Origin of the sequence: Neorhizobium sp. BETTINA12A, assembly GCF_023006485.1 — a bacterium.
In the GTDB taxonomy this organism is placed as follows: domain Bacteria; phylum Pseudomonadota; class Alphaproteobacteria; order Rhizobiales; family Rhizobiaceae; genus Neorhizobium.
Window position 1 is genome coordinate 1 of the sequence record NZ_JALBGW010000081.1, and the last position, 21,432, is coordinate 21,432.

Below are 21,432 nucleotides of genomic sequence, written 5' to 3' on the forward strand. Positions count from 1 at the left end.
GGAGCCGCGCGAGCCGGAATCCGCCTGGAGTTTCTGGCAGCCGGTCCGGATAAGATCGAGCGCCCTCAGCGATCGGGCCTGGACGACGCGCCCCTCGGGCGTCGCCATCGCATGCCCGGGACCGCGTTCGAGAAGCTTGGTGCCGAAAAGTTCTTCAAGCCGGGAAATCGCCTGCGATGCCGCCGGCTGGGTCACCCCCACGATATCGGCCGCCTGCGTCAGCGAGCCGGTGCGCAGGCAGGCGCAGAAAAGACGGATGTGGCGCAGATTGGGATAGTCCACGTATCTGTCCTCCCCTGCCAATCTCCTCCCGGCAGCGGGTCGAAACGGTGCAAGCCTAACACTTGCCCCGTTTCGGTTAAGTCACAATGCGATGCTGCGCTGGCCGATCAGCTGTTCGTTCATCCATTCCGCGCTGGCGCGGATGCCGCCGAGCGGGAAGACATGGATCTGCTGAAGCAGACTTTCCGGATGGGCGGTCTTGTAGTTGGCGATGTCAGCCAGCACTTCGGTCGGCTCGTAGGGAACCAGGAGCTTGCTGAGATCCATGGCGCGCTTCTGCAACACGCTGAGCGAGGGGCCAACGCCGCAGGCGATCGCAAACTTGATGAGCGTCTGCAGTTTGGTCGGGCCGGCAATGCCGAGATGAATCGGCAGCTTGACGCCGGCGGCAGCGATACGCTCGGCCCAGGCAATCACCGGCTTGGCATCGAAAGCGAACTGGGTGGCGATCGCCATCTCCGCATCGGTGCGCTCGGAATAGGCCTGCTTGAACTTCAACGCCTCGTCGACGATCCTGTAACCGCCATCTTTGTCGATGTCCTTGTTGCCTTCCGGGTGGCCGGCGACATGCAGCCGCTTGAAGCCGTAGCGGTCAAACAGGCCGGTCTCGATCAGCTGGATGGAACTGTCGAAATCGCCCGCGGGCGTCGATACGCCGCCGCCGAGCAGCAGTGCCTGTTCCACACCCGCCTCGTTTCTGTAGCGCTTGATCCAGTCTTCCAGGATCGCATGGCTTGCAATGATGCGGGAGGGAAAATGCGGCATGACGGGGAAGCCGTCTTCGTGCAGGCGCCTTGCGGTCTGCACCATGTCCTCGATCGGCGTTCCGTCGATATGGGCGATATAGACCCGCGTGCCCTTCGGCAGCAGTGTCTTGAAATCTTCGATCTTGGCCGCCGTGCGCGGCATGACTTCGATGGAGTAGCCGTCGATAAGGTCCCTGAAGCTGGCCGGCTCCACGGACTTCTCTTCCTGCTTGCTCCTGAACAAATTTAAAAGTGCCATTGTTGATCCTCCCCCCGTTTAGCCAATGAAAAACGTCCGGTCAGACGGACGGAGCGGCGTGCGAGAACAACCCGTTCTCGCACGCCCATCGCTTAGAGGGCCTTCTTTGTGCGCCAGCTTTCGGCGTAATTTTCACGCGCTTCCTGAGCGTAGGGCACCGCTGCGACGCGAACGCGGATCTCAGCTTGGCGGTGGCCCTGCTCGACCGAGGTCTTGGAAGTACCGCCATCCGGCTCGCCCCAGATGAGCGTCAGGATGTCGTTTTCCTTGATGTCGGCATCGACGACGCCGAGCGACAGCATGGAACGCTCGTTGTAGCTATAGCCGTTGAACATCGACAGACCGACGACCTTGCCATCCTTCAGAACCTTGTCGAAGCTCGACGAAGCGTAGTTGGAGAGCGGGAAGTCGATCCACTTGGCAGCCTGTTCGCCGGGCTGGAAAGCCGAAGCGATAACCTTGACGACGTCGTCGGAATTCCACTCGAAGGTGACCTTGCGGCGCTGCGGGGTCGCCTTCTGCTTTTCGACGGCCGCGCGGCCGACGAAGTCGTGGTCGAACTTGACGTAGACGCCGTAACCCAGTTCGTAAGGGTTCAGGTAGTAGTCTTCGATCTTGTCGGAGACGTAGCTGCCGCCGATCGAGCCCGAAGCTTCGTAGCTCTGGGCAGAAAGCCAGTCGCGATAGGCCTGCAGTTCGTCACCGGTGTAGATCGCCGGAAGCGGCGACGGGATCCAGCCGGATTCCAGAGTGTTGGTGGCATAGGCGCGGCTGCCGACCGGGCGCAGATCGACGCCGGCTTCTTCAGCAGCCTTGATGATGGCGGCGCGGACTTCGTCCTTCTCCGCATACGGACCCCAGATTTCGAGACCCGGAGCGCCGGCCATGCCGTGGCGCAGAGCCTGAACCTTGCGGCCGCCGACATTGATCCAGTCGACGTGGAAGAACTTGATCTCCGGGATCGGACCGCCGTTCATCTTTTCGAAGACCTTCGGCGCATCCGGACCCTGGATCTGGAAGCGGTAATGGATGCGGGTGACAAGCTTGCCGTCCGGACGCGAGGGCGAACGCGGGTCGTGGGTCAGCTTGACGTTATGCTTGCCGAGCGACGCGTTGTAGAGCAGCCAGTTGGCGGTCGGCGCGCGGCCGACGAGGACGAACTTTTCTTCCGTTTCGCGGAAGATGATCATGTCGCCGATAACATGGCCGGCAGGCGTGACCGGAACGTAGTGCTTGGCGCGGTCGACGCCGAAATTGGCGAAGCTGTTGATCGACAGGCTTTCAAGGAACTTGGACGCGTCCGGGCCTTCGACGACCAGTTCGTCCATGTGATGCGACTGGTCGAAAAGGACGGCGCCTTCACGCCATGCAGCCTGTTCGGAACGCCAGTTGGAAAATTCCGGAGCCACGACCGGGTATACATAGATGCCGGTCTTGGAGTTACGCAGATGCTCGACGGTGTTGCCCGCATCCTTCAAAACTTGAGTGAGATTGGCCTGAGTCACGGAATTCCTCCCTATGGTTTGTCTGTGGCTTGAGATGTCGTGTATACATGACGGCATCGGCAGACAAATTCAAGGGGAAATATTCGGCAGGCTGATGATCGCCTTCGGATAGTAAACCGAAGGCTTCCGGCCATCAAAAACCTTCAGCGAACACCCGGGCTCTCAAGAGTTGAGGAGCACCAGGCCGGGAACGGTCAGCATCAACTCCGGATCCTCGAAGACCGCATATTCGAGGTTCTTGCGGGCGATGCGGGCGTGCTCGCGGGCGATAAATTCCGCCCTTGCACCTTCACGGCCGGCGATCGCCTGCACCAAAGTACGATGTTGTTCCTGGGCGATATGCAGCGACTGACGGAAGGCCGCCACGTGGGCCCGGCCTGACAGGAAAGCCGATGGCGACGCGAACGGCAGCCGTGTCGCGCGCTCGACCTCCCGCTGGATTACCGTGCTGCCGGAAAGCTCGACCAGCACCACATGAAACTTTGCGTTCGCCTCCGAATAGGCTTCCAGATCCACCTCGTCGGCGGCTTCCCCGAAACAATCGTCGAGCCTAGCCTGGATTTCCCGAAGCTGATCCAAGCCGGCCTGCGAGACGCCGCGTTCGGCGGCAAGCCGAGCCGCCGTCCCTTCCAGTACGCCGCGCAGCTCGATCGCGTCGACGGCATCGGCATAGGTGAAGCTGCGGACCACAAAGCCGCCATTCGCCAACCGGTCGAGCAACCCCTCCTCCGCAAGACGCGACATCACTTCGCGCACCGGCGTTCGGGAAATCTGCAGCGTCTCGGCCAGCGAAACTTCGAACAGCCGGGTGCCGCCGGGATAGTCGCCGCTGAGGATCTTCTTGCGCAGCTCCATCAGCGCACGCATCGTGTGGGTCGTTCTCGAGGTCTCTTCCAAATCCGCACCTTTGCCTGGAGACAAGCCGGCGCAACCTCCGCCTGTCGATCGGCAAATCTTAGCCACATCTGATGGATTGGCCAAGCCTCATGTATACAGGGGGTTCAGGCTGTGGATGATGGTGCGGGATTTGGAGCGGAAAAGCATGCCGCGTATACAAGGCAACGCCCTGAAGACGCGATCTTATTTGCCTTGACGCCGAGCCGAAAGGACCCGCGCAATTGTATCCCTGAGATCGCCGGTCGGCTTCACGCCGCTTGCTGCCATCTCGTCCTGGACCGCGGCAATCTCGCGGGCAAGACCGCCGTTCAGCCCCAGCGCATCGAGCGTGACGCCGCTTTCGCGCATCTCGGCGGCCCGGCGGCGGCCGTGGCGGGTTGTGCGCTCGAACTGGTAATCCGGGAATTTCGACCAGTCGAGGCCTGGAAAGCTCTGGGAGAGCGAGGTCAGGATCTCCTCGAAACAGCCCGACGCCTCCGCCGCAAGAAGCGCCTCGACGGTGATCGCTTCCAAGCCCTTCACGAACACCGAGCGCACCATCTTGATGGCCGTCGCCGAACCGACCGCCTCGCCCGCGACATCGGTGCTGAAGCCGAGGCCGCGAAAACGTTCCAGCAGCTCGGCCGCGCTTTTGCCGGCAATCAGAACCGGCGTCGCATGGCCCTTCGGATGGACAGGGGCCATCACGGCCATATCGAGATAGTCGGCACCCCTCTCGTTGACCAGCGCGGCGGTCTCGCGCTTGCGGCCGGGAGACACGGAATTGATGTCGATCACCAGCGCGCCCTGGCCGAGATGCGGCGCGATCGACTGGGCGGCGATGAGGCTCTGGTCGGCGGTGACCGCGCTGAAGATCCACTCGGCGTCGGCAAGACCCGCAGGCGAGGCTTCCGGCCGGACGCCGCGGCTGGTCATCGCTGCCTGCATCTCCCCCGCCTTTTCGGCGTCGTCGAGCAGCAGGTCGTAGGCCCGGAATTCGCCATCCTCAAGCTTCGGCGCCAGGCTGTCGTGAAAGGCGCGTGCCGCCTCGCCAAAACCCAGAAATGCGATCCTCATGCCCGTGTCCTACCCTCAGTCGCCAAAAACCACGCCGTCGAAAAGCTTGCGCGCTGTGCGCAGCACCGCCGCACGATAGACCTCCCCGTCCTTCATGGTGGCGATGACGCTCATCTCGCCGGTCGGGTGCTCGATCGACAGCAGCTTCTCGTCGCCTTCCGGAATGACCGCGAGTTCAGACGCCGGACCTTCCGGCAGAAGGCAGGCGGTTGCGACGCTGACCGCGCCGAGCACGCCGATCGCATCATGGCACGTATGCGGGATGAAAGTGCGGGTCGAGATCGCCCCGCCCGCCGTCGGTGCAGAGACCATGGTCATCTTCGGCACGGATTTCTTCGCAACGTCGCCGAGGTTCATCATCGGCCCGGCTTTCAGCCGGATCGCCTCCAGCTTGGCGCGCAGCTCCTGGTTCGCTTCGAGATCCTTCGGGCTCTCGGTGCCGGCAATTCCGAGCACGTCGCCACGCATGACGACGCAGGGCATGCCGTTGTCGATCAGCGTGCAGGCGACGCCTTCGATCACGTCCACAGCGTTTCCGGTCGGCAGCAGCGCGCCGCAAGAGGAGCCGGCCGTATCCGCAAACACGATCGGCACCGGCGCTGAAGTCCCCGGCACGCCGTCGATCCGGGCCTCGCCCTTGTAGGTCACCTGGCCGCCGGGCGTCTCGATCGTCGCAATGGCGATCTGCCCGGTATTTTCCATGAAGATCGAGACTTCGGTCTTGTCGCCCCTGGCGGCCACCAGCCCGCGCTCGATGGCGAAAGGCCCGATGCCGGCGAGGATATTGCCGCAGTTCTGTGCGTCGGTGACGATCGGCTGATCGACGAAGACCTGCAGGAAGAGATAGTCGACATCGACCCCTTCCCGCCCGGATTTTTGAACCACCGCCACCTTGGAGGTCAGCGGGTGGGCGCCGCCCATGCCGTCGATCTGGCGGGAATCGGGCGAACCCATCACCCGCAGCAGGAAACCGTCACGGTCGGTCGGCAGGTCATCAGCGAGAAAATATCCGCCCTTGGACGTGCCGCCACGCATCCACATGCAACGGACGCCGGTTTCAGTTTCACTCATCTCGATCTCCCTTCTTCTCCCCGGTGGGGAAAAGAGAAAACGGCCTCCACCGCTCAGATATATTTCAGGCCTTTTTCGGCGAGCTTGCCGCGCATGTCATAGATATCGAGGCCGAGTTCGCCAGCCGCAAGCCGCTTGCGCTTGTCTTCTTCGGCGGCGACACGGGCTTCCGCCTTCTTGGCAACCGCTTCGGCTTCCTCGCGGGCAACCACGCAGATGCCGTCGTCATCGGCAACGATAACGTCGCCGGGCCGAACATAGGCGCCAGCGCAGACGACCGGAATATTGACCGAGCCGAGGGTCTCCTTGACCGTGCCCTGAGCATAGACCGCCTTCGACCAGACCGGGAATTTCATCTGGGTGAGATCGACCACGTCACGCACGCCGGCATCGATGATCAAGCCCCTGCAGCCGCGCGCCTGGGCGGAGGTCGCAAGCAGGTCGCCGAAATAGCCGTCTTCGCAGGGGCTGGTCGGGGCGAGAAGCAGGATGTCGCCGGCCTTCAACTGCTCGATCGCCACATGCAGCATCCAGTTGTCGCCCGGAGGCGCCGAGATGGTGACGGCGCTCGCCGCAAGGCGCGCACCCGGATAGATCGGCCGCATGTAGCTGGCGAGCAGGCCCTTGCGGCCCTGCGCCTCATGCACCGTAGCGACACCGCAGGCGGCCAACCGGTCGATGACCGACTGATCCGCGCGTTCGATATTCTGGACGACGACCGCCATCAGAGTTTGTCCCCTATCAAAGTTCGTCGACAGTGCGCGGGAAGACCGACTGGAAGCCTTCCGCATGGGTCGACTTGCGTCCGCTGGCCTGGCCGCCGGAATTGCGCATGAAGTGGTTGCCGCGGTTTTCGGCGACGTTCTTGTAGAAGTGCCAAAGATGTTCCTGGCCCTCCATGCACTGGATGGCCGCCCACTTCTTTTCCCAGACGGACGAGATGTCGAGGAAAACGTCCGGCTTCCATTCCATCTGTTCGGTCTGGTGCGGTTCGAAGAGATAGAGCTGCGGTGCGCCGAGGATCTTTTCGCCCGGATTGTGACCCCAGGCTTGGGCGATCATCCGGGCTTCGACCGCAACCTGCGTCGCGTACATATGGTCGGTATTGTAAGGGTCCCACTTGGAATGGGAGAGCATGAATTCCGGCTGAACCTTGCGGATCACGTCGACCAGCTTGAACTTGGCGTCCTGATCGACGACCAGCGGATAGTCGCCAAGATCGAAGAACTGGATGTCGGTGACATCCAGTGCCTTTGCCGCATTTTCCGCTTCCCTGCGGCGCTCGGTCTTCACCTTTTCAAGCGTCATGCCCGGGTTTTTCCAGAGCTTGGCGCTTTCGCCGCGCTCGCCATAGGACAGGCAGACGACGGTGACGTCGTAGCCCTTTTCCTCGTGAAGCGCGATCGCGCCGCCGCAACGCCAGACGAAATCCGCCGAATGGGCGCTGATGACCAATGCTGTCTTTGCCATGGGATGCCTCTTGACTTACTTGTGTGCCACCGGCGGCGTGCCGTGTGTGTGGAAGGTTTCGATCGTCTTCATCCCCCAGGCCTGGCCCTTCTTGCGGTCGGCTTCGGTCCAGACGACCGGCTTCCAGTCGGGGCGAAGGATCAGTCGCGCGCCTGCATTGGCGAGCTCTACGCGGTTGCCGGCGGGCTCCCAGACGTACAGGAAGAACGTGCCCTGGATCGCATGCTTGTGCGGGCCGGACTCGATATGAACGCCGTTTTCCAGGAAGATGTCGGCGGCACGCAGGATGTCCTCGCGCTGGTCGCAGGCATAGGTGACATGGTGGAAACGGCCGTGAGAACCGGTATGGTCCTCGGAGCAGGCAAGATCATAGGTCTTGTTGTTGATGGTGAACCAGCAGCCGCCGAGACGGCCGTTGTCGAGCTGGATCATTTCGGTGACCCGGCTGCCGAGCGCCGTGGTCATGAATTCGCGGATCAGGCTGACATCGGCGGCGAGCAGGTTGACGTGGTCCAGACGGCGCGGGCTCGCGCCGCGGCCATGATAACGCTGGGCGATGTTCTTCAGCGCCGGCTTCTCTTCCGGTGGCGCCACATATTCCCTGGTGTCCCAGTAGAGTTCGAACAGATGGCCGTCTGGGCTCTTGAACTGGTAGGCGCGGCCATGACCGAGGTCGCCTTCGCTCCAGCCGACGCCCCAGCCCTTCTCCTCGATCACCCTGACGCGGCGCTCCAGAGCTTCGGCGGACGAGGTGCGATAGGCGATGTGGCCGACACCGGTGGTGTGATGCCTGGTGAGCTTCAGCGTGTGGAATTCGTAGTCGTCATAGGCGCGCAGATAGACGCTGTCGCCCTCGCGGCCGCTTTCGGTCAGCCCGTAGACACGGGTGAAAAAGTCGAGCGACTCGTCGAAACGGTCTGAATAAAGCTCGACGTGGCCGAGATGGGCGACATCATAACAGGGTTCGGTCATGGCTTTTCCTAGATGGTCGATCTATCGCGCCCGGCGGACAGGCGCATCTCCTCCATAAATCGAGCCCGCGTCCTCCACTCCAACACGGCCGGCGCATGGGGCACCGCAGCTTGGCACGAAGACATAAAAGCAGATCGGCAGCCTGACGAATAGGTTCTGCTGACGCGGCATAAGTTTTGGTTGAGATCAGGGAAAAGCGGCTTGGCAAATGGCGAGCGAAGACGGGGCTTTAAAGTCCCGAAGGAAACGGCGCGACGGCAGGACCGCCGCGCCGGAAGACATTACCCACCGATATAGGGCGCAACTTCGTGAAAGCCGCGCCAGATCATTTCGAGCGCGACGTAAAGGATGACGGCGAGACCGACATAGGCAATCCAGCGATGCTTGTTGAGCAGGCGGGCGATGAAGCTCGCCGCAATACCCATCAGCGCGATCGACAGGACCAGACCAAAAATCAGCACGCCCGGATGTTCGTGGGCAGCACCGGCAACAGCGAGCACGTTGTCGAGCGACATGGAGACGTCGGCAATGACGATCTGCCAGGCGGCCTGGGCGAAAGTCTTGCGCGGAGCCCCGCCGGCAACCGTGCCATCGGCGTTGAGGTCGGCCTCCAGCAGCGCTTCGCTGGCTGTATCCTCATGATGATGCGGCGTACGCAGCTCCCGCCACATCTTCCAGCAGACCCAGAGAAGCAGGACGCCCCCGGCCAGCAGCAAGCCGACGATCTGCAGCAGCTGGGTCGTGGCAAGCGCGAAACCGATACGCAGCACGGTCGCCGCGATGATACCGACCAGAATGGCTTTGGACCGCTGTTCCTTCGGCAGGCCGGCAGCCGCGAGACCGATGACGATCGCGTTGTCCCCGGCCAGCACGAGGTCGATCATGATAACCTGCAGGAGCGCGGACAACGCCTCCGGCGTAAAGAATTCCATCATTTGGCACCCAATCTCTTAAAAGGCGGGAGTGCCCGCGTGTGGACCGAGACGAACCTAAGACGCTCACGACCTGCATTCCGCCTGCCGTGTAGGTCACCGCCGTTGTCGTCACATGATTTCCACAAACACCAGGCACCCAAGTTGGACTAATCCAGTCCGACATCACAGCTCAGAGATGAACTGTCAGAGGGGCCCGGTCCTGGTGGCCTGAGATTTAGCGGCATGATTGCAGAAACTCAAGTGGCGAGTTTATGAAACAGCCCGCAATAGCGCTGTTTCCGGCCGGATCGTTGACGATCCGTTGCAATTCCACCCCGCAATACAGATGCAGGTGGCGGCCGGTCTTGCGGCCGCCACCTGAGATTACGCCACGTTTGGGACTACGAAAGGGTCGGGTCGAGCTTGTCGCGTAGCCAGTCGCCGGCGATGCTGATCGACAGGGTGGTCAGCATGATCACCACCGAAGGGGCAAGCATGATCCACGGCGCGCGGGTCAGGTATTCGCGACCGAAGCCCACCATGTTGCCAAGGCTCGTCTCCGGCGGCTGCACACCGAGACCGAGGAAAGACAGCCCGCTTTCCATCAGGATGATTTCCGGGAAAGTCAGCGTCATCGAGACGATCAGGGTCGAGGCGACGTTCGGCAGGATATGATGGAAATAGACGCGTGCCGGCGTCGCACCGAGCTGGACGACGGAGGCAGCGTATCCTTGAGAGCTTGCCGAGATCGCCAGGCCGCGGGCGATGCGGGCGTAGCGTTCCCAGCCATAGAAGCCCATGAGGCAGACGAGCAGCACCATGGACGAGCCGAAGAAGGCAAGCACGGCGAGCGACATGATCAGGAATGGCAATGCCGCCTGGAAATCGGCAAGCACCAGCACGAGATGCTCGACCGCACCCCGGAACTGGGCTGCCGCGAAGCCGAGCGCCGTACCGAACACCGCCGACAGGATCGTCGCGCCGAAGGCGATGATCAGCGACACCCGGACCGACTGGAGGAGGCGCGAAAGCACGTCGCGGCCGAGCTCGTCGGTACCTAGCAGATGTTTCAGGGCGCCCGGATGGGAAAGGCGGCTCGACAGGTCCATCGCGGTGATGTTGTAGGGGCGGATCTGGTCGGCGAAGATCGCAACCACCACCATGGCCGCCAGCCAGAGAATGCCGAGACCGACGGTGAACGGCACGTTGCGGCGAAGGCGGGTGACGAAAGTCGCATACCAGCCCGGCGTCCGCGCGGTTTCCGACAGATTGATCGTAGCCATATCTCTTTATCCTCAATGCGCCGCGTTGGAGCGAAGGCGGGGGTCGAGCCAGCCGTAGAGCAGGTCGACGACCAGGTTCGAAACCACCATCGCGGCGGCGATGATCAGCAGGATGCATTGGACGACGGCAAGGTCACGGTTACTGACCGAGACGATCAGCAGGCGGCCGATGCCCGGCCATGAGAAGATCGATTCGACCACCACGGCGCCAGCGATCAGCGAACCGACCATGAAGCCGACGATCGTCACGATCGGCACCGCCGCATTCGGCAGCGCATGGTTCCAGACCACGTCGCCCCATTTCAGGCCTTTGGCGGAGGCGGTGCGGATATAGGGCTGGCCCATCACCTCGATCATGGCGCTGCGCGAGAAACGGGCGAGGATGCCGATACCGCCGATGCTCATGGTCACCGTCGGCAGGATGCCGTGCATCCAGGTATCCTGGCCGCCGGACGGCAGCACGCCGAGGATGACCGCGAAGATCAGCACCAGGAGGAGGCCCATCACGAAGGACGGGATCGTGAAGCCGAGTACCGCAAGCAGGATCACGCCACGATCGGCAAAGCTCTGGCGATGCAGCGCCGCGTAGACGCCCGCCGGAATGCCGAACACCAGCTTGAGAAGCAGCGCCGGCAGGGTGAGCTGCAGCGTCGCGGGCAGGCGCTGCAGCACCAGATCCAGCGCCGACGCCTTGTCACGCATCGACACGCCGAAATCGCCGGTGAAGATCGATTTGATATAGGCGAGGTATTGGATCCAGAGCGGCTGGTCGAGCCCCCAGGAACGACGGAACGCATCGACGGCTTCCTGCGGCACGTCCGGGCCGAGCATGACCTGCGCCGGGTCTCCCGACATGCGCAGCACGACGAAGGCGAAGGTGACGACGGCAAAGATGGTGATCATTGCCCGTAGCAGTCGGACGGCTATGAAGCGGATCATCAGGAACTCCTCTCAGGCCGCAATCGAGGCGGCTTCGCCGGCCACGACATGGCAGGCGGCCGTGCGACCATTGCCGATTGGGCGGAGCTGCGGCACGACAGTGCGACAGACGTCCTGCGCCAGCGCGCAACGGGGGTGGAAGGCGCAACCGAGCGGGCGATTGGCCGGATTCGGCGGCTCGCCCTGAAGGATGACGCGTCCCTGGAGGATCTTGCCCGGCACCGGCACGCTGGAGACCAGCGCCTTGGTATAGGGATGCTGCGGCGAGTGAAAAATCACGTCGGACGAGGCTTCCTCGACGATCCGGCCGAGATACATCACCGCCACCCGGTCGGCGATATTGCGCACCACCTTGAGGTCATGGCTGATGAACACCATGGCGACGCCGTTCTGCTCCTGCAGATCGCGCAGAATGTTGACGACCTGTGCCTGGATGGAGACGTCGAGCGCGGAAACCGGCTCGTCGCAAACCAGAAGCTTGGGACGTGCGGCAAGCGCGCGGGCGATCACCGCGCGCTGCCGCTGGCCGCCCGACAGTTCGTGAGGGTAGCGCCCGGCCTGATCCGGACGCAGGCCAACGGCCGTCATCAGCTCGGCGACGCGGGCCTCCTGGTGTTGCTTCGGAATGAGCCTGTGGATGTCCAGCGGCTCGCCTATCTGTTTTGCGACCGTCACGCGCCGGTCGAGCGCTGCCAGCGGATCCTGGTAGACGAACTGCATCTTGGCCCGCAGCGCGCGCCATTCCGGCGTCTTCAGGTCCGGCATCGGCTTGCCTTCGAACCGGACTTCGCCGCCTTGCGCGGCATCGATGCCGAGCAGCATCCGGCCGAGAGTCGACTTGCCCGAGCCGGACTCGCCGACAACGCCCAGCGTTTCGCCGGGCTTCAGTGCCAGCGAAATGCCGTCCACAGCGCGCACCGGATGCGGCTGTGCAAACAGGCCGCGACGGATCTGATAGACGCGGACGAGATTGTCCGCTTCGATAAGGGCGGTCATTGCAGCATGTCCTCGGTCATTCTGGTTCTTGTCTCGACAGGCTCATTGGCCGGAACCGGCCGGAAGCAGGCGAGCTGCCGACCATCGGTCGACGTCTCGAGCGCAGGGCGCTCGCTGCGACAGGCCTCGACCGCGCGAAAACAGCGCGGCGAGAAGGAACAGCCTTCGGGCAGATGTTTTGGGTTCGGGACCGTGCCGGGGATCGGGATCAGCCGGTGGCGGGGACCGTCGATCCGCGGGATCGCGTCGAAAAGACCGCGCGTATAAGGGTGGCGCGGCTCGGAGAAAAGCTGGGCGACAGTGCCTTCCTCGACGATCCGGCCGGCATACATGACGCAGACGCGCTCGCAAACCTGGGAAACGGCGCCGAGATCGTGGCTGATGAACACGGTCGCCATGCCGGTCTCAGCCCGGAGCTGGATCAGCAGGTCGAGGATCTGCGCCTGGATCGTCGCGTCGAGCGCGGTGGTCGGCTCGTCGGCGATCAGGAGGTCCGGCTCACCGGCAAGCGCCATGGCAATCATCAGCCGCTGACACTGGCCGCCCGAGAATTCGTGGGGATAGAGATCGAAACGGCGGCGGGCATCGGGAATGCCGACCATGTCCAGCAGCCGCAGCGCCTCTCTTTTGGCTGCATCGCCCCGGAGGCCGCGATGCAACGACAGAGTCTCGACGATCTGGCGGCCGATCCTGAGCACCGGGTTGAGCGAGCTCGACGGGTCCTGAAAGATCATCGCGATCCGGCCGCCGCGCACCCGCTCGAAAGCCTCGCGGGGACCGCCGGCGAGTTCCTGCCCATCAAGCTGAACGGAACCGCTGACACTCGCCTTGCCGGGAAGCAGTCCCAGAGCAGCAAGCCACGTCACCGATTTTCCGCATCCCGATTCTCCGACGAGACCGACCGCTTCGCCCCGGCCCACGTTGAGATCGATACCGTGCAGAACCTGGACGCCGTCAAAGGCGACCTTGAGGTCACGCAGTTCCACCAGATTGGACGATGCTCTATCCATATCCCGCCATACTCCTGCCTCCCGCCGGTTCCGGACCGAAGACATTGCCGTTTTTGAAAACAGACGCTCCGGCGGCCGCATGGTCGCCGGAGCAGAGGAGAACAATCCGATCAGATCGCCCAGTTGGAGGAGCGGAAGTCCATCGCGAAGGCCGGAGCGGCCTTCCACTTGAGCGATGACTTCATGCCCGTGAACACGGCGTTCTGGTGCAGGACCTGGTAGACGGGGTCTTCGCGCTCGCAGATTTCCAGCATGCGGGCGAAAGCCTTCTTGCGGGCAGCTGCATCGGTGCTGGTTTCCAGGATCGACGCCATCTGGTTTGCCTCAGTATTGGTCCAGTCCTTCTTCTGCTGCACCTCGCCGTTCGGACCGAACTGAGCGACGATCGAGGAGACCGGATCGCTGAAGGCGGCCGAGGCCGACCAGTCGCGAACACCCTTGACGCCAGCCGGATCGTGGATCTGGCCCCAGTTTTCCTTCATTTCGATCTGAACGTTGAGGCCGACCTGCTTCCACATCTCAACCATGATCTGACCGTTCGAGGTCTGGTTGGTGTAGTAGTTGTTGAGAAGGCGGAACGGGATCACGTCGCCCTTGTAACCCGCCTGCTTGATCAGGTCCTGGGCGAGCTTGGCGTTGAATTCCGGAACCTTCCAGCCCTCGACGAACATCGGGCCGTAGAACGGGAACTGCAGACCGGCCGGGATCTTTGTCTGGCCGGCCCACAGCGCTTCGACGATCGCCTGGCGGTCGATCGAATGCGTCATGGCGCGGCGCATCAGCGGGTTGGCAAGGATCGGGTTCTGAGTGTTGAAGACCGAGATGCGGTGGTTGTTGATCGTCGATCCCTGAACTTCAAAGCCTTTGGCAGCCTTGACGGTGGCGATCTGGTCCGGCGGCAGGTCGCAGGCGAAGTCGTATTCGCCGGAGAGCAGGCCGTTGACGCGGGAAGCGACTTCCGGAACTTCGACGAAGCGGATCTGGGCGAGCGGCGGACGGCCACCCCAGTATTCGTCGAAGGCAACGAGCGTCAGCGAGACGTCCGGCTTGTATTCGCCCACCATGTAGGCGCCGGTCGTAACCGGCTTGCGGGCCCAATCGACGTAGGTCTTGGCTTCGTCCCAGGCGCGGCGGTTGGCGATCTGGCTGCCGAAGGCGTAGAGGCGGCCTTCGAGCGTGACATCAGGCGTCGCGTTGTGGAAACGGACGGTGTATTTGTCGACGGCTTCGACGCCGGCGAGTGCCGGCCACAGGCGGCGGCCGATGCCCGGGATGGCGGCCGGCAATTCCTTGGCGGTGACCGGCTTGTTGTCGTCGGCAAAGATGGTCTTGCCGCCGGCAGGCTGGGTGGTGCCGAACAGGCGCTGGGCGGAGAAGCTGAAGACGACGTCTTCTGCTGTCAACTCGTCGCCGTTGTGGAACTTGACGCCCTTGCGGAGCTTCAGTTCGAGCGTCTTGTCGTCGATGCGCTTCCATTCGGTTGCAAGACCCGGAAGCGGCCCCTGATTGCCCATCCAGTCACGCAGGATGAGGCCTTCCCAGAGATTCGGGAAGAAAACGCGCTCGCCGACGTTCGACTGTTCGTTCCAGATGTCGAGCGTGTTGTTGTTGGTGATCTTCTGAACGGCGATCGTGACCGACGGGCGCTTGGCACCCTGGGCGAACGAGAAGCGCGGCAGGATCAGCGAACCGGCAGCGGCGCCGGCAAGCCCGAGCGTGCTGCGGCGGGTGAAGTTGACCATGGAAATTGTCCTTTGGCTTCGGTTAATGGACGAGCTCGATCAGCCCCTGCGAGCTTGAGCGGTGACGGCTAAGGGGTTCGCAGAGCCTAGGCCGCCAACGGCACGCCATCCGTTCGGGCTGCGAATGCGAAAGCCGCCCGCCCCGATGAACAACGATGAGAAGCGTCTTGCTGCAGCTCACGACTACCCCCTGATTTGCAGGGGCTATTTGGCCAGCCTGTGTATCAGTTCCGTGACGCTAACTTGGCGATTCGATGAAATTGAACACGCATGCAAATTTCATCATCTCGTGTTACAAATGTAATACTGCCGACACAGAATTCTGAGATGGGGAGCCTGCGCGGATTTCTTCCTGCGCGTCCCTCCCCCGATATTTCCTTTATTTTTGACGGAGTTTTCCATGTCTTCCCTCCCCGTGATCGGCGCCGCCATGACGCTTGGCGAGCTCGAAGTTCACCGCAGCTGGCTTTTCGAAAAACAGCGCGATCTCGAACTTCAGGATTTCACCACCGCCGACGTCCTGAACGGCGACTGGACGCCGCTCGCCGCCCGCGCCAGGAAGCTGCTGGACGGTTTTGAAGGCCGCCTCGGCATCCACGGCCCGTTCTGGGGCTTCACCATCGCCTCGAATGACCCGGATATCCGCGCCGTCGTCGCCAAGCGCCTGAAGCAGGGCCTCGACGTTTGCGCCGCGATCGGCGCGACGCAGATGGTCGCCCACAGCCCCTATACGACCTGGTCCTACAACAACCTCGACAACAACAGGGGCGAGTCCGAGCGCGTCGTCGAGCACGTGCATCTGACGATGAGGGACGCCGTCAAGCAGGCCGAAGATATCGGCGCTGTGATCGTTCTGGAAAACATCGAGGACATCGACCAGCACGTCCGCGTGGCACTCGCCGACAGCTTCAATTCGCCGGCCGTCGCGGTCTCGATCGATACCGGCCATGCCCATTACGCGCATGGTTCCACCGGTGCTCCGCCGGTCGATTATTATGTGAAGGCAGCCGGAAACCGCCTGCAGCACGTCCACCTGCAGGATGCCGACGGATATGCAGACCGCCACTGGGCGCTCGGCGAAGGCAATATCCTCTGGCCGTCGGTCTTCCAGGCACTTGCCGATCTTACCAGCAATCCGCGCCTGATCGTCGAGATCAAGGACAAGTCGAAGATTCCGGCTTCGGTCGAATATCTCGCCTCGCTCGGTCTCGGCCAGTAGGCCGAACTTTGAAAGCTTACCCCCGGCTCACAGCGCCGGGGTTACCGCAGTTCCGGAGACATGTCCCGCAGGTGCGACTGTGTAGCGAGGATATCCCCCACCATCATCTCCCGCGCCAGCGCGCCGTTGCGCTCGCGAAGCGCTGCGACGATCCGGAAGTGATAGGACGAGAATGGGTGTACAACGCCCTTGTCGAATTCCTTTTCCACGTAATTGGTCAGCATCCGCATATAGGGGCCGAACCGCAGCCAGAGCATTTCGATATGCTGGGGCAGCACCTCGGAACGCGAAGCCTCGTAGATGCCGAAGTGGAACTCCTGGTTCTTGCGCAGCATGCCGTAGACGTCGCCGGCCTTGCCGGTTTCCTCATGCTCGCGCGCAAGCACTTCCGAACGGTCGATATCCTCGTCGGTCATATGTTTGGCGGCAAGTTCCGTCGCCAGCCCCTCGAGCGCGATGCGCGCCTGGCAGAGATCATCGAGCCGCTCGCGCGAAACCGCCGGCACCCGGGCCGAGCCGTTATGGCCGATTTCCAGCCCGTTTTCCGCCGCAAGCCTCCGCAGCGCCTCGCGCACCGGCATGTGGCTGGTGCCGAACTCGGTTGCCAGCGACGAAATGGTGATCGCCTGCGATGGCGCGAAGGAGCCCCACATCAGCGCCCGGCGCAGCTGTTCGTAAACCGTATCCTGAACGGTCACGCGCGACGTGACCTTCAAAAGCCCGCTATCCGCCATCCTTGCCCTCTGATCCCATTCAAATCACAACCAGGCCTCGCATAACAGGCCGCGCTCTTCAAGTCTCCCGGCGTCCGGCCATCTCCCGTTCGCGACGCGTTTCCCCTTGATCAAATGCCAATGGCACAATAGAACATTTGAAAGTTTGATCAAATGCTCATTAGGCTGCGAGCAAACATAATAGGGGGAGGCTTATTATCACCTGTATCCCTCTTCATCGATAATACGACACCCTGGGAGAAATCCATGAACACGCATGTCACGGCAGGCGATAACCTCGCCAAGGCTTTTCCGGTCGATGAGCTCAGACTGAAATTTCCGGCTCTCCAGAAATACAAGGACTTCATCTTCTTCGAAAATGCCGGCGGTGCCCAGGTGCCCCAGGCCGTCGTCGATGCGGTCGCCGCCCATCTCGTAGACTGCAACGTGCAGCGCATGGCGCCCTATCTCCACAGCCAGGGCGTCGACCGCACCATTGCCGAAGCCCGCGTCTCCGTCGGTCTGCTGGTCAATGCCTACCGCCCGGAGGAAATCTCCTTCGGCCTCAACGCCACGTCATTCATCCGCCTCGTCAGCCTCGGCATCGCAAAAATGCTCCAGGAGCGCAACGAGATCATCGTCACCGACATGGACCATGATGCCGACATCGCCACCTGGATGGCGCTGGAGGCCGACGGTGCCAGGATCGTCTGGTGGAAGATGCGCGAAGATGGAATGCTGCATACCGACGACCTGAAGCCGCTCCTGAACGACAAGACCCGCCTGGTCGCCTGCACGGTGACCGCCCATTCAATCGGCACGATCGTCGACGTCGCGACCGTCGGCAAGCTGGCGCATGCGGCCGGCGCCGAGGTCTTCCTCGACTGCGTGCATTACGGTCCGCACGCGCTGATCGACGTCCAGGCCTGGGGTTGCGACTATCTCGTCTGCTCCGGCTACAAGAATTTTTCGCCGCATATGGGCTTCCTCTGGGGCCGTTATGATGCGCTGGTCAAGCTGCCGACCTTCAAGGAAGACTTCATTCCGGACGTGCCGCCCTACAAGATCGAGGTCGGCACCTTCACCTACGAGAACGTCGCCGGCATGAATGCTGCCGTACTCTATCTCGAAGACCTCGGCCGCAGGTTCCTGCCCGAAGGCGAACATTCCCGCCGCGAGGCGCTTGCCGCCGCCATGGGCGCCATCCGCGCTTACGAGCAGACGCTGTCGAAGAAGATGCTGTCGGTCTTGAAGAAGCACGGGGCGACGATCTACGGCGTATCCGACGAAGCGCAGGTGGAAAAGCGCGTTCCGACCATCTGCTTCAACATCCCGGGCCTGACGCCGCAATATCTGTCGGCCGAACTCGGCAAGAACAATATCGGCAGCCGCGACGGACATATGTTCGCGCCGCGCCTGATGAAGCGCCTCGGGCTGACCATGGAAACGGGCTGCATGCGCGTGTCGATGGTCCACTACAACAAGGCGGAAGAGATCGACCGTTTCGACATGGTGCTAGGCGAGATCATCGCCAAGACCAGGTGATGCAAAGACCTCCGCGGGACAAACTCCCGCGGAGGTCTCCATCTCACTTGAGATGATGATAGCGGCGCCGGAAATAGACGAGTGCTTCTTCATCTTCCGAACCGTGGACGATCCCGACTACCCGGCAGAACAGAACATGATGCGTGCCGCTCTCGACCGCATTTTCCACTTCGCAATCGAAAGACACGACCGCATCGGTCAGCCGCGGCGATCCCGTCGCGGCAAGCACCCAATCGCCTACCGCGAACCGGTCATCCTGCGGCGTCGAACCGCCGAACAGCCTCGACATCGGCTCGTGGCCGGCACCCAAAGTATTGACGCAGAGCACCCGGTTTTTCTCGAACATGCCGGCGACCGAACTCGACCGGTTGAGGCAGACCAGCAGCGTTGGCGGCCGGTCCGTTACGCTGCAGACGGCTGACGCCGTAAAGCCCGCAAGCCCGCCTGGTCCGTCAGTGGTGACGATGTTCACCGCCGCCGCCAGCTGCGCCATGCCTTCCCGAAAGGCGAGCCGTGTCGCATCCACCTCGTCGCTTTGAATATTTATCGTCATTCGACCCTCAGCCCCGCTTTTCTTAACAAAGGCACGACGCGATCGCAGAAGAAAGGCAGCTCATAGGTGTAGTTTACGAAGGACATGGCGATGCCGGAATACCCCTGTTCGGCGATCGCGATCATGTCTTCGACGATCTTTTCCGGCGTACCGATCAACGGATAGCCGCCAGCACCGCCTGCAAACCGCTTTCGATAAAGATCGTAAGCACTTTTGTCGTGCGACTGGGTGAATTCCTTCTTGCCGGCCATGTGTGCGTCGACCGCTGCGTGATCGGCCATCGTCACGGCATAACGCTCGTAATAATCCTCGGCCTCCTGCTGGGTCTCACGGCAAACGACGTGGCAGACCGTATAGGCGCCGACGTCGCGTCCGAGCTTGTCCGCGCGGGCTTTGATGTCCTCCACGTGTTTTCCGGCCTCGGCGATCTCGGTGAAGGTGGTGAACAGGTATTCGCAGTTCTTGGCCGCGAAATCCCGGCCCGGCCCGCCGAAGGCGGCATTCATGGTGACCGGCCGCGGCGACTGCAGGCTGGCTGGGCGGCTGACGACGTCCTTCAGCTTATAATAGGTGCCGTCGAAATCGAATGGCGCGTCCGACGTATAGGCCCGCTCCATGATCTCCAGCCATTCGTCGGCCTGGTCATAACCCTTCTCGACCAGCGGCACCCCGAACATGCCGAATTCCTTCGGATTCCAGCCGCAGACGATATTGAGACCCGCCCGGCCACCGCTGATATGATCGACGGTCGCCAACGCCTTCGCCGCATAAAGGGGATGCACGAGCGGCACATGCACGGTCATGAACAGCCCGATCCGCTCGGTGACGGAAGCAAGGCCGGCCGCCCAGGTGAAGGTCTCGAAGGACCATTCACGCACCCGGTTCTTGCCGCCGAAACCTTTCCAGCGGGCGATCGGCAGGAAAAAGTCGAGCCCACCGCGATCGGCGATCTGCACGGCGTTGAGATTGTCTTCCCAGCGTGCCTGCCAGCGCTCCGGCACCTCGGTAATCGCAAGCCCCCCGTCCGCATTCGGCGAAAAGACGCCGAGTTTCAGTCTGCTGGGGCCTTTCAGCGGATGCGGCTTGATCATGCTGTTCCTCTCTTTTGTATTCTTCTGCGAGCGGGACGCGCGGTCTCCGCCTCTTCCAACTGGCGCCGCCGGACGGAGAGGTAGGCTTCCTCCGCCGCGAACATGAAAAGCGTCATGCGGTCCTGAACCATCAGCGGGTCGTGCGCGAGGAAGGCAGCATGAATACGGGAAAGACCGTCGATATACTGATAGGCCGTAGCCGGGTCGGCGAACGTGCCAAGCCGCACCGACTGGAAATAATCGATGAAGCGGGAAATCGTCGCCGCCATATGCGGATTGTTGACCGCCTTGAGCCACGCATTGCGGAAATCGACATTGGCCGCCAGCAGGGCTGGAATATCGCTCGCACCCAGCGCCAGTTCCACCCGGTTCATTGCCGCCGTGATCTCCGCCTCGATCTCCGGCGTCATGTCGCGGGCGGCACAGGCTGCGGCGCGCGGCTCGAGCTGGCGGCGCACCTCGAAAAGCCCGGAAATGTCCTCCAGCGACAATTCCCGCACCGCAAAGCCGCGCGTCGTGCCGACCAGATACCCTTCGGAAACCAGCCGGAGCAGCGCCTCGCGCGCCGGCATCCGGGAAATGCCATGGGCATTGGCGATTTCAGTATCCACCAGGCGATCGGTCGGCGAAACGGCGCTCCGCTGCAGCTTCAACCGCAGATCGGCATAGATCGCGTCCACCAGATTGTCGCTCGGTTTCAACATCGAAATCTCCTATGGAAACCGTATACTGATTTTGCCGAATATCAAGGGATTTTCTTCTAATACGTATCGAATGTCCTAATTTACGTCATTTTTGGTATACTGTTTAATTCGCTTGCAGCGTCCAGAATTTTAGGCTTAAACTTTAATTTGGCGCAGGTTTCAAAGCCGTTTCAGCAGATTTCAGAAGGTATCCCCGATGAGCGACTTCCGCAGAAAATGTATCGGTCACGAGCGCGTCATCGGCACATTCGCGGCGATCCCGCATCCCGTCGCAATCGAGGTGACCGCTGCGGCCGGCCTCGACTTCATCTGCATCGACGCCGAGCATGCTCAGATCGGCCGTGAGCTGATCGAAAACCTCGTCCGTGCCTCGGATGTCCATCGCGTGCCCGCCATGGTGCGCGTTCCGGGCCACGCACCGGAATCGATTGCCGGGGTGCTGGACGCCGGAGCTGCCGGCGTGTT

General features: G+C 62.1%; 22 protein-coding genes. 3 read left to right on the plus strand and 19 right to left on the minus strand.

The window, feature by feature from the left end:
• The 15 genes from MOV61_RS18625 to MOV61_RS18695 form a co-directional block, all read right to left on the minus strand.
• On the minus strand, positions 1-282 hold a 282-nt coding region (locus MOV61_RS18625; RefSeq protein ID WP_247137637.1), incomplete at its 3' end, for a LysR family transcriptional regulator.
• 81 nt (positions 283-363) lie between these two features.
• Positions 364-1,287, minus strand: coding sequence for a methylenetetrahydrofolate reductase (locus MOV61_RS18630; RefSeq protein WP_247137638.1), 924 nt, complete (start codon positions 1,285-1,287; stop codon positions 364-366).
• Between the two features lie 92 nt (positions 1,288-1,379).
• On the minus strand, positions 1,380-2,792 hold the full coding sequence (locus MOV61_RS18635) for an aminomethyl transferase family protein (protein WP_247137639.1): 1,413 nt from the start codon (positions 2,790-2,792) through the stop codon (positions 1,380-1,382).
• A gap of 162 nt (positions 2,793-2,954) precedes the next feature.
• Positions 2,955-3,689, minus strand: coding sequence for a GntR family transcriptional regulator (locus MOV61_RS18640; RefSeq protein WP_105423027.1), 735 nt, complete (start codon positions 3,687-3,689; stop codon positions 2,955-2,957).
• A gap of 183 nt (positions 3,690-3,872) precedes the next feature.
• On the minus strand, positions 3,873-4,745 hold the full coding sequence (locus MOV61_RS18645) for an NAD(P)-dependent oxidoreductase (RefSeq protein WP_247137640.1): 873 nt from the start codon (positions 4,743-4,745) through the stop codon (positions 3,873-3,875).
• A 15-nt stretch (positions 4,746-4,760) separates the two neighbouring features.
• Entirely contained in the window at positions 4,761-5,816 is a 1,056-nt protein-coding gene (locus MOV61_RS18650) for a 4-oxalomesaconate tautomerase (RefSeq protein WP_247137641.1), read from the minus strand.
• A 53-nt stretch (positions 5,817-5,869) separates the two neighbouring features.
• The gene (gene ligK, locus MOV61_RS18655; RefSeq protein ID WP_247137642.1) at positions 5,870-6,541 is read right to left on the minus strand and encodes a 4-carboxy-4-hydroxy-2-oxoadipate aldolase/oxaloacetate decarboxylase; all 672 of its coding nucleotides are present in this window, start codon (positions 6,539-6,541) and stop codon (positions 5,870-5,872) included.
• Positions 6,542-6,557: 16 nt separating this feature from the next.
• The gene (locus tag MOV61_RS18660) at positions 6,558-7,286 is read right to left on the minus strand and encodes a PIG-L deacetylase family protein (protein WP_247137643.1); all 729 of its coding nucleotides are present in this window, start codon (positions 7,284-7,286) and stop codon (positions 6,558-6,560) included.
• Between the two features lie 15 nt (positions 7,287-7,301).
• Positions 7,302-8,258 carry a VOC family protein gene (locus MOV61_RS18665; RefSeq protein WP_247137644.1) on the minus strand — a complete coding sequence of 319 codons (957 nt, stop codon included), beginning with the start codon at positions 8,256-8,258 and terminating at the stop codon, positions 7,302-7,304.
• Between the two features lie 281 nt (positions 8,259-8,539).
• Positions 8,540-9,193, minus strand: a complete 654-nt coding sequence (locus MOV61_RS18670) for a TerC family protein (RefSeq protein ID WP_038546898.1) — start codon at positions 9,191-9,193, stop codon at positions 8,540-8,542.
• A gap of 380 nt (positions 9,194-9,573) precedes the next feature.
• The gene (locus MOV61_RS18675) at positions 9,574-10,455 is read right to left on the minus strand and encodes an ABC transporter permease (RefSeq protein WP_247036552.1); all 882 of its coding nucleotides are present in this window, start codon (positions 10,453-10,455) and stop codon (positions 9,574-9,576) included.
• 12 nt (positions 10,456-10,467) lie between these two features.
• The gene (locus MOV61_RS18680) at positions 10,468-11,394 is read right to left on the minus strand and encodes an ABC transporter permease (protein ID WP_247137645.1); all 927 of its coding nucleotides are present in this window, start codon (positions 11,392-11,394) and stop codon (positions 10,468-10,470) included.
• A 12-nt stretch (positions 11,395-11,406) separates the two neighbouring features.
• Positions 11,407-12,390 carry an ABC transporter ATP-binding protein gene (locus MOV61_RS18685; protein WP_247137646.1) on the minus strand — a complete coding sequence of 328 codons (984 nt, stop codon included), beginning with the start codon at positions 12,388-12,390 and terminating at the stop codon, positions 11,407-11,409.
• The gene (locus MOV61_RS18690; protein ID WP_247137647.1) at positions 12,387-13,400 is read right to left on the minus strand and encodes an ABC transporter ATP-binding protein; all 1,014 of its coding nucleotides are present in this window, start codon (positions 13,398-13,400) and stop codon (positions 12,387-12,389) included. The genes MOV61_RS18685 and MOV61_RS18690 overlap by 4 nt, the downstream gene beginning before the upstream one ends.
• Positions 13,401-13,510: 110 nt before the next feature.
• The gene (locus MOV61_RS18695) at positions 13,511-15,142 is read right to left on the minus strand and encodes an ABC transporter substrate-binding protein (protein ID WP_247137648.1); all 1,632 of its coding nucleotides are present in this window, start codon (positions 15,140-15,142) and stop codon (positions 13,511-13,513) included.
• 400 nt (positions 15,143-15,542) lie between these two features.
• Between MOV61_RS18695 and MOV61_RS18700 the strand changes: the two genes are divergently transcribed.
• Entirely contained in the window at positions 15,543-16,361 is an 819-nt protein-coding gene (locus MOV61_RS18700) for a sugar phosphate isomerase/epimerase (RefSeq protein WP_247137649.1), read from the plus strand.
• A gap of 41 nt (positions 16,362-16,402) precedes the next feature.
• Here the strand turns inward: MOV61_RS18700 and MOV61_RS18705 are convergent, their stop codons facing one another.
• The gene (locus MOV61_RS18705; protein WP_038546917.1) at positions 16,403-17,095 is read right to left on the minus strand and encodes a GntR family transcriptional regulator; all 693 of its coding nucleotides are present in this window, start codon (positions 17,093-17,095) and stop codon (positions 16,403-16,405) included.
• A gap of 246 nt (positions 17,096-17,341) precedes the next feature.
• Between MOV61_RS18705 and MOV61_RS18710 the strand changes: the two genes are divergently transcribed.
• The gene (locus MOV61_RS18710) at positions 17,342-18,619 is read left to right on the plus strand and encodes a cysteine desulfurase-like protein (RefSeq protein WP_247137650.1); all 1,278 of its coding nucleotides are present in this window, start codon (positions 17,342-17,344) and stop codon (positions 18,617-18,619) included.
• 43 nt (positions 18,620-18,662) lie between these two features.
• Here MOV61_RS18710 and MOV61_RS18715 read toward each other — a convergent pair whose 3' ends face one another.
• The 3 genes from MOV61_RS18715 to MOV61_RS18725 are packed head-to-tail and all read right to left on the minus strand — an operon-like array spanning position 18,663 to position 20,967.
• Positions 18,663-19,172 (minus strand): flavin reductase, encoded by a 510-nt coding sequence (locus MOV61_RS18715; RefSeq protein ID WP_247137651.1) that lies wholly within the window; start codon positions 19,170-19,172, stop codon positions 18,663-18,665.
• Positions 19,169-20,263: an LLM class flavin-dependent oxidoreductase gene (locus tag MOV61_RS18720; protein WP_247137652.1), complete on the minus strand. Its 1,095-nt coding sequence runs from the start codon at positions 20,261-20,263 to the stop codon at positions 19,169-19,171. The genes MOV61_RS18715 and MOV61_RS18720 overlap by 4 nt, the downstream gene beginning before the upstream one ends.
• Positions 20,260-20,967, minus strand: a complete 708-nt coding sequence (locus MOV61_RS18725) for a GntR family transcriptional regulator (protein WP_051899878.1) — start codon at positions 20,965-20,967, stop codon at positions 20,260-20,262. Before MOV61_RS18725 ends, MOV61_RS18720 begins: the two co-directional genes overlap by 4 nt.
• 196 nt (positions 20,968-21,163) lie before the next feature.
• Here MOV61_RS18725 and MOV61_RS18730 point away from each other — a divergent pair.
• On the plus strand, positions 21,164-21,432 hold a 269-nt coding region (locus MOV61_RS18730; RefSeq protein ID WP_247137653.1), incomplete at its 3' end, for an aldolase/citrate lyase family protein.

Coding starts and splice junctions, on each gene's coding strand:
- MOV61_RS18630 (WP_247137638.1), bottom strand. CDS start 1,287: ATGGCACTTTTAAATTTGTTCAGGAGCAAGCAGGAAGAGAAGTCCGTG.
- MOV61_RS18645 (WP_247137640.1), bottom strand. CDS start 4,745: ATGAGGATCGCATTTCTGGGTTTTGGCGAGGCGGCACGCGCCTTTCAC.
- MOV61_RS18650 (WP_247137641.1), bottom strand. CDS start 5,816: ATGAGTGAAACTGAAACCGGCGTCCGTTGCATGTGGATGCGTGGCGGC.
- ligK (WP_247137642.1), bottom strand. CDS start 6,541: ATGGCGGTCGTCGTCCAGAATATCGAACGCGCGGATCAGTCGGTCATC.
- MOV61_RS18660 (WP_247137643.1), bottom strand. CDS start 7,286: ATGGCAAAGACAGCATTGGTCATCAGCGCCCATTCGGCGGATTTCGTC.
- MOV61_RS18665 (WP_247137644.1), bottom strand. CDS start 8,258: ATGACCGAACCCTGTTATGATGTCGCCCATCTCGGCCACGTCGAGCTT.
- MOV61_RS18670 (WP_038546898.1), bottom strand. CDS start 9,193: ATGATGGAATTCTTTACGCCGGAGGCGTTGTCCGCGCTCCTGCAGGTT.
- MOV61_RS18675 (WP_247036552.1), bottom strand. CDS start 10,455: ATGGCTACGATCAATCTGTCGGAAACCGCGCGGACGCCGGGCTGGTAT.
- MOV61_RS18680 (WP_247137645.1), bottom strand. CDS start 11,394: ATGATCCGCTTCATAGCCGTCCGACTGCTACGGGCAATGATCACCATC.
- MOV61_RS18685 (WP_247137646.1), bottom strand. CDS start 12,390: ATGACCGCCCTTATCGAAGCGGACAATCTCGTCCGCGTCTATCAGATC.
- MOV61_RS18690 (WP_247137647.1), bottom strand. CDS start 13,400: ATGGATAGAGCATCGTCCAATCTGGTGGAACTGCGTGACCTCAAGGTC.
- MOV61_RS18695 (WP_247137648.1), bottom strand. CDS start 15,142: ATGGTCAACTTCACCCGCCGCAGCACGCTCGGGCTTGCCGGCGCCGCT.
- MOV61_RS18700 (WP_247137649.1), top strand. CDS start 15,543: ATGTCTTCCCTCCCCGTGATCGGCGCCGCCATGACGCTTGGCGAGCTC.
- MOV61_RS18705 (WP_038546917.1), bottom strand. CDS start 17,095: ATGGCGGATAGCGGGCTTTTGAAGGTCACGTCGCGCGTGACCGTTCAG.
- MOV61_RS18710 (WP_247137650.1), top strand. CDS start 17,342: ATGAACACGCATGTCACGGCAGGCGATAACCTCGCCAAGGCTTTTCCG.
- MOV61_RS18715 (WP_247137651.1), bottom strand. CDS start 19,172: ATGACGATAAATATTCAAAGCGACGAGGTGGATGCGACACGGCTCGCC.
- MOV61_RS18720 (WP_247137652.1), bottom strand. CDS start 20,263: ATGATCAAGCCGCATCCGCTGAAAGGCCCCAGCAGACTGAAACTCGGC.
- MOV61_RS18725 (WP_051899878.1), bottom strand. CDS start 20,967: ATGTTGAAACCGAGCGACAATCTGGTGGACGCGATCTATGCCGATCTG.